This is a genomic window from Bacillus sp. ISL-78 (assembly GCF_018613455.1).
Taxonomy (GTDB): Bacteria; Bacillota; Bacilli; order Bacillales; family DSM-1321; genus Peribacillus; species Peribacillus frigoritolerans.
In genome coordinates, this window is the sequence record NZ_JAGGQC010000003.1 from 544,468 (window position 1) to 556,780 (window position 12,313).

Sequence of the window (12,313 nt, forward strand, 5' to 3'; positions counted from 1 at the left end):
CGCATTAATCTTTACATCTCCCAATCGCATAAAAGCGTAATAATTCAATTGTGGTTTTTTATTTATAACTGGAAATGTTTTTATTTTTAATTTGTTAATGTATTAAGTCTTTTTTATAATTGATTTTATGATCAAAAATACTCAAAACACTTAAAAGTATTGCAAAACATACAAAATAAACTAAACCTTCACTAGTGCATTTCCACAATCGCATAATTCAGTTGATTACTGATACGTACTTCTTCAAAGCTTGATAATTCCTTTCCTTGGCCCATTTCATCCTTCTTTTTTCTTTGATAGGTTATCGTTTGTTGTAATAACCAAGCCTTTCTTAATAACATTTCCCTCACCTGCATGTTTTGTTAGATGTCTTTTCCGCATTTCAACCTGCTTTCTATGGACTTTTTCTTCTATAAGATCTATGAACATCTGATTATTGTTGAGTTTTTCTTTATTAGACTCTATTAACCGGCCTAATGATACATTTTTACGCATGGACCTCCTTCTCACAGAAATTGCTAGCCGGAAAAAGAATGGTTTTCTCTACTAAGGAAAAATATTTTTCCTATTACATGATATTTTCATAATACTTTTAATTTAAAAATTCTTGGTTTCAATTTTGAAATGACCGTTACCAATATTGGTTTTGTCATTCTGGATATATCCTGTTCACTTTTTCAACTTGCATTCTTGTCCTTGATCGGGCCGTGCAGATATAAGTAAGTACATTATCTACATTTCCAACAAAAAAAGGCCTTCATCACAGAAGACCTTTTCAGAAAGTATACTAAGAGTAAGTTTGCCTGAGCTTTTCAAAAACGTTCCAGTCTATTCCAGAAATCCGCTCCCTTTCCGCCGACTGTCTGCCAAGCCTCCTCGACGTAAACGTCTCCGGGTCTCGACTAGCCAGTTACTCGGCAGGAGTGTCGCAAATTTCTTCCATCCTTTAAGAATTAATGTAAAAAAACTCAAGGATCACCTCGTCTTAAACTTTGTTCGGGATGAGCCTAGACTACGGTTTTTCTTAAATTTGATTTCAGTCGATTACAGAAATCCGCTCCCTTTTCCGCCGTTTTTCTGCCCAGTCACCTCAAGGCAAGCGCCTGTGGCGCCTCGGCTAGCAAGTTATTCGGCAGGAGTATTTCATAATTCTTCAATCTAGTGAGGTTTCATAAACAAAACATTAAAGTATATTCTAGTGTTTAATCAGGGGTTCGAAACTGGAATTACTTTAGTTTCTCTTGCTCTTCAAGGTACTGCCTTATTTTTTTCAAATAATCCGGTGCATCCATTTGATCTTTCACGACCAGTTCTATAAGGCAAAGTTTATCGGCGTTCATATCTTGGGCATTTGTAATGGCTTCATCCAGTTCACCATTCGTCTCGACTCTTGCTGTGAATGCCTCCTGACCAAATGCTTCAGCCAGTTTTGTATAATTCCACTCTGGTATCTCGTTGTATTTCTGTTTTTCTATATCGACCTTTACGTTTAAGAATTTTTCTATCGTATAGCCGTTATTGTTGAGAATAAACACGATGGGCTTACAGCCGTTCTCCAGCATCGAGCTTATTTCCTGTGCTGTCAGCTGTATCGATCCGTCCCCGGTAAACAAAAGAACACGCCGGTTTCTATCCGCTATACAAGCACCGAAAGCTGCAGGTGTCGCATAACCAATGCTTTGCCAGCCTCCCTGGGCTATATAGGTCGCCCCTTTCGGCAATCTGACCTGTGACATGCCATAAGAGAATGTTCCTGTTTCCGTGACCACAATGTCATTTTCCTTCAACATTTGCTGAATTCGAGGATAATAGGAAGTCGCTTTCAGTGGTGCTGTCGGGTCTTCCACCATTGTGTCATACGGAAACGAGATGTTTCCGACAGATTCGTTCTGACGGTAGCCAATGTCCTGGAGCGCATTTAGTATTTCCTCCGCCTTGACATTCATATAACTGGCTTCCCCCACTTTTAATGTGTCAGGTTGAATTTCCACCATTTTCAACGGGTTAAGCTTTGCTGTACTTTTGGAAGTATTGACGTCTGACCAAACAGCACCAACGGCTATGATCAAATCCGCTTCTTCAACAGTCTCAGTTACATCCTTACTTCCAAAAGCTCCGCCGTATACACCAATATACTGGGGATGACTCTCATCAAACCCGCTTTTCCCCTGGATCAATGAAGCAACTGGAACATTTAACCTCTCAGCGAGCTGCAGTACGGGTTTCTGCAAGTTATAACGAAGTGTTTTCACGTCGACCAGCAGAACGGCTTTATTTACATGTTCTAACATGCCTTTTATATGCTTCACTGCTGACTGCAAAGCATCGACATTCGTTTTTGTCATGTTTTCTGATGTCTTACTGTGAGAAAGCAATGGTTTTTCAACGAGATCGATAGCCACAACCAAATAAACGGGCTTTTTCTTTTCTTTCGCGATTTTGATTGCAGCCGGTATCTCCCTAGCTGCGTTTTCTGGTGTAAGTATTGCTGTATAAGCGGTGATATGCTCATAAACCTTACGGAAAACATCAAAATCTCCATTCATTAACGTATGGTGGGCAAGCTCCTTTTCCTGTTGCATCATGGTCTTTGGCGAGCCGACAATATGGATGAGCGGCACATTTTCACTGTACGCTCCAGCGATTGCATTACATGCGCTCATTTCACCGACACCAAAGGTGGTAATCAGTGCCGACATGCCCTTCACCCGGGCATATGCGTCTGCTGCGTATCCAGCATTGAGTTCATTTCGTCCATTAATAAACTCAATCCCATCGTAATCTTCCAAAGTATCTAGCAATGAGAAATTATAATCTCCGGGCACACCAAAAATCTCTGTAATGCCTTCTGCTTTTAAGCAGTCGTATAAATATTGTCCCAAGGTTGTGTTTTCAGCCAAGTCAATCACTCCTTCAATAGATTACTCTCTATTTTATTTATACCCAAACATAAGTAGGTTAACCGTATAAGTATCCATCTACTTTAATGTGGGTGGCGACTCTATTACTCTAGTTTTAGCTTTGATGAATGAAGTGAGTGAGACTATCCCAGGCACTATTCTTATAAAAAACGATTCAATTCCAAATCAAAATATCTGAAAATTCTTGATTTCACTTCTGTTTTTGATTTATATTTGAATCACCGGCACAGTGGATAAGGGGGAAAATGATGAGTGATAACAACGTCAAAAGAGTTTTGGAATGCATCATCAACACATCCAATAATAATATTACCGTGACCGATGAAAAAGGATTCATTTTATTCACGAATCCTAACCATTGGTGGATATATGGAATCGAACCAGAACATTACCTTGGAAAATCCGTTTACCAGCTCGAAACGGAAGGAATCCTTTCACCATCGATTTCCGCCATGGTATTGAAAGAGAAAACGCCTATCCAGATCATGCAGCAAACGAAGACGGGAAAAATCGTCATGTCGACTGCCTATCCCATCTTTGATGATGATGGTGAATTGATTCGAGTCGTCAGCTATGCCCAAGATCAAACTGAAATCAGGAACCTCCAGGATCAGTACGGTCAATTGGAGAAAAAGATTCAAGAATACCAATCGGAGGTCGAGGAACTTAGGGAACAGGAGGATTTGATCTATCGCAGCAAGGAAATGCGGCAAATCGCCAAGACGATAAACCGTGTTTCCAAAACGGATGCGACAGTCATGCTTCTTGGGGAATCCGGTGTGGGAAAGAGCGTATTCGCCCGCCGGCTGCACAATCAGAGTTACCGCAGCAAAGAGCCATTCATCGAAGTCAACTGCAGTACCATCCCAGAAAGTCTCTTTGAATCCGAAATGTTTGGATATGAAGCGGGATCCTTCACCGGAGCGCAGAAGCAGGGGAAGCAAGGGCTGATCGAACAGGCAGATAACGGAACCTTATTTCTGGATGAAATCGGGGAGCTTCCCCTCGATATGCAAGTGAAGTTATTAAATGTCCTGCAAGAGAAGACCTTTAAAAGAGTGGGAGGAAAAAAAGAGCATAAGATTGATTTCCGGCTTGTGACGGCAACCAATCAAAACCTTGAGGAAATGGTGGAGAAGGGAACATTCAGGCTCGATTTGTATTATCGCTTAAATGTGATTCCCATCCAAATACCGCCGTTACGCGAAAGAAAAGAAGACATTGCCATCTTAATCAATCATAATCTCGAAATCATCAATAAGAAATACAAGTCGGATAAGAAATTGCACCCTTCCACTTACGAAATACTGATTCAGCATAAATGGTCAGGAAACGTACGTGAATTGGAAAACCTGATTGAACGGCTTATTTTGACCTCGGAAGACTCCATCATTTTCCCAGGCTTTCTCCCCTCCCATTTCCATGGACAAGAATCTTTGGAGAAAATAAATGATACTCTAATGATCGACAATATGATGGTTGATGATAGTGATCTCAATACCGCCCTCGAACAAGTCGAAAAATGGATGTTGATGAAAGCGAGTAAACAATGCAAGTCCACATATGAAATGGCTAAATTCTTAGGTATCAGCCAGCCTTCCGTCGTCAGGAAAATGAAGAAATATAAAGATCATCTGCCCATTAAATAACAGGGGGGATGGAAGAATGTTTAAATACAGTATCCATTTTTTACCTGTATAAAAAGGAGACCAGCGTATCGAGGTCTCCTTTTTCTTACTTATTTGACACGCCAGCGGATTCAAATGTTGCCATTTCTTTAATGACCAATGTCGCTGCCTTTAGGATGGGGTATGACAGGGCAGCCCCTGTTCCTTCCCCGATTCTCATTCCCAGATCGAGGATCGGTTCCTTGCCAAGCAGTTCTATGGCCGCTCCATGACCAGGTTCTGCTGATCGATGTCCAACAAACATATAATCGGCTGCACTTCCGGAAATCATGTTTGCCAAAACAGCAGCCGTGGTTGTAATGAAACCATCAACTAGAATGGGAATACGGTTATTAGCTGCAGCAAGCATGGCCCCTGCCATACCAGCAATTTCGAATCCACCGATATTCATCAAAATGTTGATTGGATCATCAGGATTAGGATTTCTTAATGAAATCGCTTCTTCAATTATTCTTCGCTTATGTAAAATGCCTTCCGACTTCAATCCTGTTCCCTGCCCCACTAGTGATTCGACGCTTTTCCCGCTTATGATGGAGATGATGGCGGTACTGGAAGTCGTATTTCCGATTCCCATTTCACCAAGAATCAGGCAGTTCACACCACGGGCAATCATTTTCTCTGCACGATCATATCCAATGTCAAGCGCTTGATTTACTTCTTCCTTTGTCATAGCCTCTTCCTTATAAAAGTTTCTAGTTCCATTACGGACTTTTCTGGAAGTTAACCCCGATGCTTCGATATCTGCATCGATCCCTATATCGACAATGTCCAAGTAAGCATCTATCGCACGGCTTAATACATTGATGGCAGCACCGTCATTCAGGAAATTAAGTGCCATTTGTTCCGTCACTTCTTTTGGATAGGCAGAAACCCCTTCTTCCGTAATTCCATGGTCGGCTGCAAAGACGATCACCCCCGGTTTCGAAATGTCCGGAAATGCCTCCCCTGTCATCTTGGCCAGTTCAATTATCCATTCTTCAAGCCGTCCTAAGCTTCCCTGAGGCACCGTCAGCGAATCGACATGTCCTTTAACCTGACGTCCCATTTCTTCATCCAGCATCGGGATGGAAACGGCAGATAAACCATTATTCATATTAATCCCCCACAATCCTAAATAAAAACCTTAACCATAGGAAAAGGTTCTTATCCATCATCTGCTATAAATATAACTTAGTCCATATCATTATCATCTAGGCTTTCACTAGAATTCACCGGGGTCCTTTTACTTCGGCACTCCCATTTCATTTAAAGGGTAGATACGAAATTTCACTTTGCCCACAAGTGATTTTTCAGAAATAAAACCAAATCTTCTTCCATCCCAACTATTCCTTCGATTATCCCCCATGACAAATAAATGACCGACAGGCACCTTGGATTTCCCGAGTAAATCACTTAGGGTGAAATTCTCCGTCAGATTCTCTTCAGGTGGAATTTCTCCTTTTTTCGTATTCAAATATGGTTCTGTATACTTTTTCCCATTGATATATAAGACATCATCTTTCATTTCGACGCTGTCCCCTGGTAAACCGATCACCCTTTTTATATAATTCTCTTCCGCGTCCGGAGCATAAAATACGACCATATCGAAGCGCTCCGGCTTTCCGATTTTAGCAACCACGATCCGGTCATCATTTTCATAAGTCGGCTCCATTGATTCACCTTTTACCGTGACTGGCGTAAATAAAAACTGTTGGCAAATGAACACGATCATTAAAGCGAATAAGATAGCTTTCAACCACGAGAACACTTCACTTTTCATATTCTTCATACGGACTCCCTCCCATCCATTGTCAACGGCTAAACCCACGATAATTGCTGTATTTTGGCTAGCAGGCCAAAAAAATTCATTAGCTTAATTTGCCGGTCGGTGATTTTTAGAGGAGACATTTCAAAGAAATATCTGGAAAAATTGTAACACATTCATTTATCGCTCGCGAGAATAAATGATTTTTCAGAGCCAATCTCAAACCATGAGAAAAAGGATAGCGATTTTAGCTATCCTTTTTCTTAGTTTGTTCCTCAGAATTTATTCCAAGTCAATATAGTATCGAGTGGCAAACGGACTTTTTCAAATCCTGCTTTAGTTCCTTTTCCAAGGGAAATCAACATGACAGGTTTGAAGTTTCCCGGTACATTGAACGCTTCCACAAATTTGGCTTCATCGAACCCTCCCATTGGGACTGTATCGTATCCTTTTGCTTTTGCAGCCAACATGATTTGCATGGAAACCAAGCCACCGTCAATCATGGCTACGCTTAAAGCCTTCTCAGCGGAAAAGTTGCCGTAATTATGCAGAATAGAGGCGACATATGGCTCTTTGATTTCATTCTTCATGATCCCTTTATTGACTAATTCACCATAAATCCGTTCTGCATTTTTGTAACCTTCTATATCGGCTAAAACGGCAATGACAGCAGATGCATCGACGATTTGTTGTTGGTTATTTGCGATGGGTAGCAATTCTTGTTGGGTTTGTTTATCTTGAATCACAAGGAATCTCCACGGCTGTAAGTTGGAAGAAGACGGCGCTTGAGTCGCAATCTCCAGGATTTCACGAATTTCCTCTTCAGTCATCACGTATTCAGCATCGTACTGGCGAACAGATCTCCGTTCTTTTGCTACCGTAATGAAATCCGTATCATTAAGGACTTTCGGCTTTTCAAGCGGTACATTCAATTCTTTCGCTTTATTCAGGTACTCTTCTTTATTCATTATATTTTTTGTCATTGATAATGACCTCCATTTAACTGTAATTATTACAGGAACAGTATATAACGCATACTGTTCCTATGTCAAATACAGTTTAAGAAAAACGAAACCCTGGCAGTTTCGTTTTTCACATCAAGATTTTGATAGTAAATCAGCAATCGTCTTCTGCTCCAAGCCTTGTATAATCCAGCTCTCCATCTCGTTTTTCAAGCCGCATAAAGCTTCGCGGGAAGATGGTTGAAAGCATTTTTTATCATTCACATCAAGAAAGCCTTTTGAAAAAGGTTCGGATTTAATTGCAGAGTATATATCTGCAAGAATGATTTGTTCGGGATTTTTGGCAAGTGAATATCCCCCATCTCTTCCTTCCTTTGCTTGAATCAGCCCTGCCTTCACTAAATTACTTAATATTTTTCTAAGAAAACCTGACTCCGAATCAAGCTTAACGGCCAATTTATTACTATTGCATAATCCATCATGATCAGCAAGAACAAGCAGGGCTTGTACCGCAAGACTAAACCACATTATACTGGAAACCTTTTCTGACATTTCTTTCACCTCTCTCCTCTACTTTAAACTATTTTTCATTGAATATACACCGCTGCATCGAACAATCCTGCCTATAAACCTCCTAATACCATCAATCAGGGAAAGCTTGCAGCCCTTTTGTTTCAAAGCAGTGAAAGTAATAGAAACCAACAGCCCCACTTGGCCTATTTTATATAGTCTTACATTAAATGCATTTCACCATTTCCTAAAAAATAAATTGACAAAGTTATTGTCTTACAAATTATTTGTTTTGGAATATGGTAAACTTACTTAATAGAATGGATGAGGAAGTGGATGAATGATGCTGAAAACAATAAATGAACAACTCGATAAAGTCATGCCTCTCATCACGCCGATAAGCGTGGTTATTGGGGTATTATTGTCCGAACATATAACGGCTTACACCTTTCTTGTTCCATGGATATTTGCCTTCATTACATTTTCCGGAAGTTTAGGCTCTAACTTTAAATCCCTGCAACAGGCAGTCACTCACCCTTTCCCTGTTTTCATCGTATTGATCATCCTTCATATGCTTATGCCTATTTGGGCTTTTGGTCTCGGCCATTTAGTGTTTCATGGTGATGCTTTCACAATTACCGGCCTAGTCCTCGCTGTAGTGATTCCAACCGGTGTCACCAGTATGATTTGGGTATCCATTTATAATGGTAATTCCATACTTGCCCTAACCATCATCTTAATCGACACCCTACTTTCGCCATTCATCGTTCCTTACAGTGTTTCCCTTTTTGGAGGCGGTTCGATCGAAATGGATTTATGGTCGATAGTGAAAGGATTAATCGGAATGGTCGTTCTTCCCTCCATGCTTGCCATGTTCTTGAATCAGGCTACAAAAGGAAAGATACAAAATACACTATCTCCCCGATTAGCTCCATTCTCCAAGATAAGCGTTGGAATCGTAGTCATATTGAACAGTTCAAAAATTGCGCCTTACTTAACCCATTTCGATAAGAAAATAATGATCATGGCCTTCTTGGTTTTGTTCATAGCCGCTTCAGGTTATGCCCTTTCTTGGATGGTCGGTGCATATTTACGATGGGAAAAGGCGGATATCATCACCTTGACATTTACAGGAGGTATGCGAAACATCAGTGCAGGAGCCGTTCTAGCAACCACCTATTTCCCTGCTGCCGTTGCGGTACCCGTCGTACTTGGCATGCTGTTTCAACAAATGCTTGCCTCGTTTTTTGGCTATGTCTTGGATAAGCATTTTCGTCGTGGTTTGATTGAAGGGCCATCCATCGAATGATTATTTCCCAAGCATTCTTTTTCCCTTTCAATTACATTCCAATTATAATAGGTAAGTGAACACATTTACATGATTATCCATAATAAAATCATTGGGGGTATCGGAGATGAAAGTTGTTGCCATAGTGGGAAGTATCCGTAAAGAGTCATACAACCTTAAGCTTGCCAAATATATTCAAACTAGATATCAAGATCGTTTTGATCTCGAAATATTGAACATTCGGGATTTACCTTTTTATGATCAAGATATTGAAAATGATCCTCCATTGGTTGTAAAAGAATTTAAAAGCAAAGTGGCCGAAGCAGATGCAGTCTTGTGGGTAACACCTGAATACAACGGGACGATTCCAGGTGTATTGGGCAATGCAATTGATTGGTTATCACGTGTCGATAAAGTCTTGATCGGCAAACCATCATGGATCATGGGTGCGTCAATGGGGCAATTAGGGACGGTAAAAGCTCAATTGCATTTGCGTGAAATCTTATTTGCAATAGGCATCTCCTCCCCACTCCTTCCTGGGAATGAAGTATATGTCGGTGCAGTGCATGACAAAATCGATAACGAAGGCAGCCTTATTCATGAGTCGACTGTCCAGTTTATCGATACGGTCGTCGATAATTTCATTAGCTGGTATAATCATCATACTCGTTAATGCTTTACACAAGAATCCCAGCAGGCTTTGATCCTGCTGGGATTCTTGGTTACATCAAAATAGAGGAACTAATCAAGCTCATCCTCTACCCGCTTGGAATGAAGGGTATTTTGTCATTCCTCCGTCAGCGAATAGAGTGATGCCCGTTACATAACTGGACTCTGAAGATGCCAGCCATGCAGCAACCGCGGCAATTTCTTCAGGCTTTCCGATATATCCCATCGGAATCATGCTTTCAAGATCCTTTTTCTTTTCGGGATCTTCAAGCTTGTCGGCATTTATTGGGGTGGAGATGGCTCCGGGACCAATGCTGTTCACGCGGATCCCTTTTGGTGCATATTCAAGAGCCAGGGTTTCCGTAAGCAGCTTCACCCCGCCCTTGCTAGCTGCATAGTGAACGAATAAAGGCCAGGGAATCATCTCATGTACACTGGACATGTTAATTACATTCCCTTTAATATCGTTCTCGACAAAATACTTGATAGCTTCGCGGCAACCTAAGAAATTCCCCGTTAAATTAGTATCGATTACCCTATTCCAGTCGCTTAACGGCATCTCGTGAGATGGAACCGGATTTTCAATCCCTGCATTATTGATGAATATATCGAGTTTCCCAAAATTCTTTATCGCTGATTGAACAAGGTTAATAACATCTTCTTCAACGGTGACATCGCCTTTTACTGCAATGGCTTCCCCGCCATTTGTTTTGATTTCTTCCATTACACTATCCGCTTCCTCTGATTTAGTGCGATAATTGACCACGACCTTTGCCTTTTCCTTAGCAAAGCGAATGGCCATCGCTTTTCCTAAACCAGTGGATGATCCAGTTATGACCACGACCTTACCTTCTAAATCTGTATACATGTAATCACCCTCCAATTAACTTTTTGCCAATCCCAGCATAATCCCAGCTATGATGATCAAGATAATTCCAATTACGATTCCAATTAGTTGGCGCTTCGTTTTCTTTTCACGTAAAATGAAGATTCCGCCAAGAGTTGAGATGACTATGCCCATCTGCGAAAGTGAAAAACTAGTGGCCACTCCCACACGTGGCTGGGAAATGAATAAAAACATGTTCCCTGCAGCCCATATCAATCCCGGAATGATATTGCGAATCGTATATTTGTTAAACGGTTTATGCTTAAATGTCAATAACAGACCGCCTATCACCATCCCGATCGCTTGAGGGAACAACGCTGACCATCCATCAACATCAAAAAGACGTGCCACGACCACATAAACCAAATAACCGAATGTCGAGATGAGGAGAATAACAATTCCTTTCTTCAAGTTTCCCGACTTGCCCTCTTTCGATTCTTTATCTTCCAAGGAGGTCAAGACGATTCCTATAATAATGAAGATCAATGCCAAAACGCCTAAAATAATCGCTTTCATTGTAGACCATTCGTTAAAAACTATGACCCCGAACAATGTGGTTGAAATGAGCTGCAATCCAGTTGATATCGGCATTGTTTTAGAAACTCCCATTAAATCAATGCTCTTAAGCTGATTAGCTTGTCCAACGGCCCAAAACAATCCAGATACGACTCCGACTCCAAACACAAGAAGTGAAAGCTTAATATCGGCAAAAATATAAACACCAATTGAAAAAATCAAGGCGCCAATCGTTGTACCTAGTGTTTGACTATAGGGTCCACCCCCGAGTTTCACATTAAATAAAACGATGCTTCCCCAGAATAATGCCGGCAAGAGAGCTAATAATATATCCATTTTCAACCCCCATATATGTAAGTACAAAACTAAGCAGGATATTTCATTTTGTATTCTTTAATATGTTCGCATTATTTGAAATGACCCTTGGTAATTTTATGAAGTGATTCCAAAAAAAATTGTTCAACACAAAAAGGGCTGCTGCTGCAGCCTTTGTGGATGATATTGATATTATTGCAACAGCTACCCGCCATGTTGATGATGTTGCATATCCATTTTCGAATCTCCACCAACCTTGAAATAATCACGTTCCCAAACGGCCGACGTTCCGATAATGATGATGGAGAACAAGAGGGTCAGAAAGAAAGGAGCAAACCCCCTCCCACTTTTTGTCTCTTTTACTTCCTCTCTTTTTATATAAAAAGTCACAAAGAATATACTGGCAAGGTAAATCAGATCCATAGAAACGAGCATGAAAGTTTGTGAATCAAGTGGCAGCATGACCCCAAGCATGGCTCCCATCATTGCCCCCATCAGAGTTGTTGACATAGACTCCATAACCGCTGTTAAACCGAATGGCCTTCCGATGATGAAACCTGCCACTGCACATATTGTGACGGCTAGAACGGTTAAAACCGCCAGCTTGCCGGGCATCAGGAATGACAGCATTAAACTTAAGGTTATACTTGTCGTCATGCTTAACATCATTACCATGCATTTACCAAGGCCAACACCAACATGATCTTTTTTCAGATGGGCTTTTTTAGAAAAGTAAATTGTATAAGCCACGACTATCATAAAACTGGTCAGCAGCAGCATTCGATTCGTTTCCCCCTTTTCGATCAATAGTAGT

General features: G+C 40.9%; 12 protein-coding genes. 3 read left to right on the forward strand and 9 right to left on the reverse strand.

Annotated elements, in window-relative coordinates; all coding sequences use genetic code 11:
* Positions 1-191 precede the first annotated feature (191 nt).
* Both J7I96_RS05100 and J7I96_RS05105 read right to left on the reverse strand, forming a co-directional pair.
* Positions 192-341, reverse strand: coding sequence for a hypothetical protein (locus tag J7I96_RS05100; RefSeq protein WP_214925459.1), 150 nt, complete (start codon positions 339-341; stop codon positions 192-194).
* An 885-nt stretch (positions 342-1,226) separates the two neighbouring features.
* Positions 1,227-2,900: an alpha-keto acid decarboxylase family protein gene (locus tag J7I96_RS05105; protein WP_251025131.1), complete on the reverse strand. Its 1,674-nt coding sequence runs from the start codon at positions 2,898-2,900 to the stop codon at positions 1,227-1,229.
* Between the two features lie 266 nt (positions 2,901-3,166).
* Here J7I96_RS05105 and J7I96_RS05110 point away from each other — a divergent pair, with 266 nt between their 5' ends.
* On the forward strand, positions 3,167-4,570 hold the full coding sequence (locus J7I96_RS05110; protein WP_214769976.1) for a sigma-54 interaction domain-containing protein: 1,404 nt from the start codon (positions 3,167-3,169) through the stop codon (positions 4,568-4,570).
* A gap of 85 nt (positions 4,571-4,655) precedes the next feature.
* Here J7I96_RS05110 and cobT read toward each other — a convergent pair whose 3' ends face one another.
* The 4 genes from cobT to J7I96_RS05130 all read right to left on the reverse strand — a co-directional run bounded on the left by cobT (position 4,656) and on the right by J7I96_RS05130 (position 7,867).
* Positions 4,656-5,702 (reverse strand): nicotinate-nucleotide--dimethylbenzimidazole phosphoribosyltransferase, encoded by a 1,047-nt coding sequence (gene cobT / locus J7I96_RS05115; protein WP_214925456.1) that lies wholly within the window; start codon positions 5,700-5,702, stop codon positions 4,656-4,658.
* A 129-nt stretch (positions 5,703-5,831) separates the two neighbouring features.
* Positions 5,832-6,377, reverse strand: coding sequence for a signal peptidase I (lepB, locus tag J7I96_RS05120; protein ID WP_053533917.1), 546 nt, complete (start codon positions 6,375-6,377; stop codon positions 5,832-5,834).
* Positions 6,378-6,628: 251 nt separating this feature from the next.
* Positions 6,629-7,336 carry a nitroreductase family protein gene (locus J7I96_RS05125; protein WP_214769982.1) on the reverse strand — a complete coding sequence of 236 codons (708 nt, stop codon included), beginning with the start codon at positions 7,334-7,336 and terminating at the stop codon, positions 6,629-6,631.
* A gap of 114 nt (positions 7,337-7,450) precedes the next feature.
* Positions 7,451-7,867, reverse strand: a complete 417-nt coding sequence (locus J7I96_RS05130; RefSeq protein WP_053533915.1) for an RrF2 family transcriptional regulator — start codon at positions 7,865-7,867, stop codon at positions 7,451-7,453.
* Between the two features lie 298 nt (positions 7,868-8,165).
* On the opposite strand from J7I96_RS05130, the gene J7I96_RS05135 reads away from it, so the two are divergent.
* Both J7I96_RS05135 and J7I96_RS05140 read left to right on the forward strand, forming a co-directional pair.
* On the forward strand, positions 8,166-9,134 hold the full coding sequence (locus tag J7I96_RS05135) for a bile acid:sodium symporter family protein (protein WP_214769984.1): 969 nt from the start codon (positions 8,166-8,168) through the stop codon (positions 9,132-9,134).
* A gap of 106 nt (positions 9,135-9,240) precedes the next feature.
* Positions 9,241-9,786 (forward strand): NADPH-dependent FMN reductase, encoded by a 546-nt coding sequence (locus J7I96_RS05140; protein WP_072272465.1) that lies wholly within the window; start codon positions 9,241-9,243, stop codon positions 9,784-9,786.
* A 78-nt stretch (positions 9,787-9,864) separates the two neighbouring features.
* On the opposite strand, the gene J7I96_RS05145 is transcribed toward J7I96_RS05140, so the two are convergent.
* The 3 genes from J7I96_RS05145 to J7I96_RS05155 all read right to left on the reverse strand — a co-directional run bounded on the left by J7I96_RS05145 (position 9,865) and on the right by J7I96_RS05155 (position 12,279).
* Positions 9,865-10,650: a glucose 1-dehydrogenase gene (locus tag J7I96_RS05145; RefSeq protein ID WP_133349200.1), complete on the reverse strand. Its 786-nt coding sequence runs from the start codon at positions 10,648-10,650 to the stop codon at positions 9,865-9,867.
* A 15-nt stretch (positions 10,651-10,665) separates the two neighbouring features.
* Complete coding sequence (locus tag J7I96_RS05150) at positions 10,666-11,520, reverse strand: RhaT/GlcU family sugar-proton symporter (protein WP_054397517.1); 855 nt, start codon at positions 11,518-11,520, stop codon at positions 10,666-10,668.
* Positions 11,521-11,703: 183 nt separating this feature from the next.
* Positions 11,704-12,279, reverse strand: coding sequence for a hypothetical protein (locus J7I96_RS05155; RefSeq protein ID WP_214925454.1), 576 nt, complete (start codon positions 12,277-12,279; stop codon positions 11,704-11,706).
* Positions 12,280-12,313 lie beyond the last annotated feature (34 nt).

What these genes read in the sequence shown, in the direction of transcription:
- J7I96_RS05100 (WP_214925459.1), bottom strand. Translation starts at nt 341, where the DNA reads ATGTTATTAAGAAAGGCTTGGTTATTACAACAAACGATAACCTATCAA.
- J7I96_RS05110 (WP_214769976.1), top strand. Translation starts at nt 3,167, where the DNA reads ATGATGAGTGATAACAACGTCAAAAGAGTTTTGGAATGCATCATCAAC.
- cobT (WP_214925456.1), bottom strand. Translation starts at nt 5,702, where the DNA reads ATGAATAATGGTTTATCTGCCGTTTCCATCCCGATGCTGGATGAAGAA.
- lepB (WP_053533917.1), bottom strand. Translation starts at nt 6,377, where the DNA reads ATGAAGAATATGAAAAGTGAAGTGTTCTCGTGGTTGAAAGCTATCTTA.
- J7I96_RS05125 (WP_214769982.1), bottom strand. Translation starts at nt 7,336, where the DNA reads ATGACAAAAAATATAATGAATAAAGAAGAGTACCTGAATAAAGCGAAA.
- J7I96_RS05130 (WP_053533915.1), bottom strand. Translation starts at nt 7,867, where the DNA reads ATGTCAGAAAAGGTTTCCAGTATAATGTGGTTTAGTCTTGCGGTACAA.
- J7I96_RS05135 (WP_214769984.1), top strand. Translation starts at nt 8,166, where the DNA reads ATGATGCTGAAAACAATAAATGAACAACTCGATAAAGTCATGCCTCTC.
- J7I96_RS05140 (WP_072272465.1), top strand. Translation starts at nt 9,241, where the DNA reads ATGAAAGTTGTTGCCATAGTGGGAAGTATCCGTAAAGAGTCATACAAC.
- J7I96_RS05145 (WP_133349200.1), bottom strand. Translation starts at nt 10,650, where the DNA reads ATGTATACAGATTTAGAAGGTAAGGTCGTGGTCATAACTGGATCATCC.
- J7I96_RS05150 (WP_054397517.1), bottom strand. Translation starts at nt 11,520, where the DNA reads ATGGATATATTATTAGCTCTCTTGCCGGCATTATTCTGGGGAAGCATC.
- J7I96_RS05155 (WP_214925454.1), bottom strand. Translation starts at nt 12,279, where the DNA reads ATGCTGCTGCTGACCAGTTTTATGATAGTCGTGGCTTATACAATTTAC.